The following is a 491-nucleotide window of genomic DNA, read 5'->3' as shown; positions in this document are numbered from 1 at the left end:
GGAATGCAGTCTCGCAACTGGCATAAAACGAATTAACATCAACCAGGGCAAACATATCAGCTTGCCGCTTTCACGATAAACGTCACCACCCCAAAGATATCCAGCATATCTTCGCTGTTTATCGTAATGGGTGCATAAGAATTGTTTTCAGGAACAAGCATAAGTATTGGATGTAGCTGAAGACGTTTAACCGTGAACTCGCCATCAATGGCAGCGATAACAATATCTCCATGTGCAGGCTTTCTGGAACGGTCGACGACCAGCAAATCGCCATTCCCGATCCCCGCTCCAGTCATAGAATCACCGGATGACTTCACGAAATATGTTGCACATGGGTGCTGAACTAATAGTTCATTGAGATCAATACGTTGTTCAACGTAATCATGCGCTGGAGAGGGAAATCCGCATGGAACAAGATCACTAAATAAGGGAAGCGCAACTATCTGGCGCAACTCAGCTGGTGAATAAAACTTCATAATAAACTCACTCGC

Annotated in this window: 1 protein-coding gene; it reads right to left on the bottom strand. The window is 44.8% G+C overall.

Features of this window, described 5'->3' with window-relative positions; genetic code table 11:
• Positions 1–56: 56 nt before the first annotated feature.
• Positions 57–476, bottom strand: coding sequence for a translesion error-prone DNA polymerase V autoproteolytic subunit (locus JSN25_RS14165; RefSeq protein ID WP_204525726.1), 420 nt, complete (start codon positions 474–476; stop codon positions 57–59).
• Positions 477–491 lie beyond the last annotated feature (15 nt).

Source organism: Citrobacter cronae, assembly GCF_016893685.1.
Classification (GTDB): domain Bacteria; phylum Pseudomonadota; class Gammaproteobacteria; order Enterobacterales; family Enterobacteriaceae; genus Citrobacter; species Citrobacter werkmanii.
This window is presented reverse-complemented; position numbering and strand designations above follow the sequence as displayed.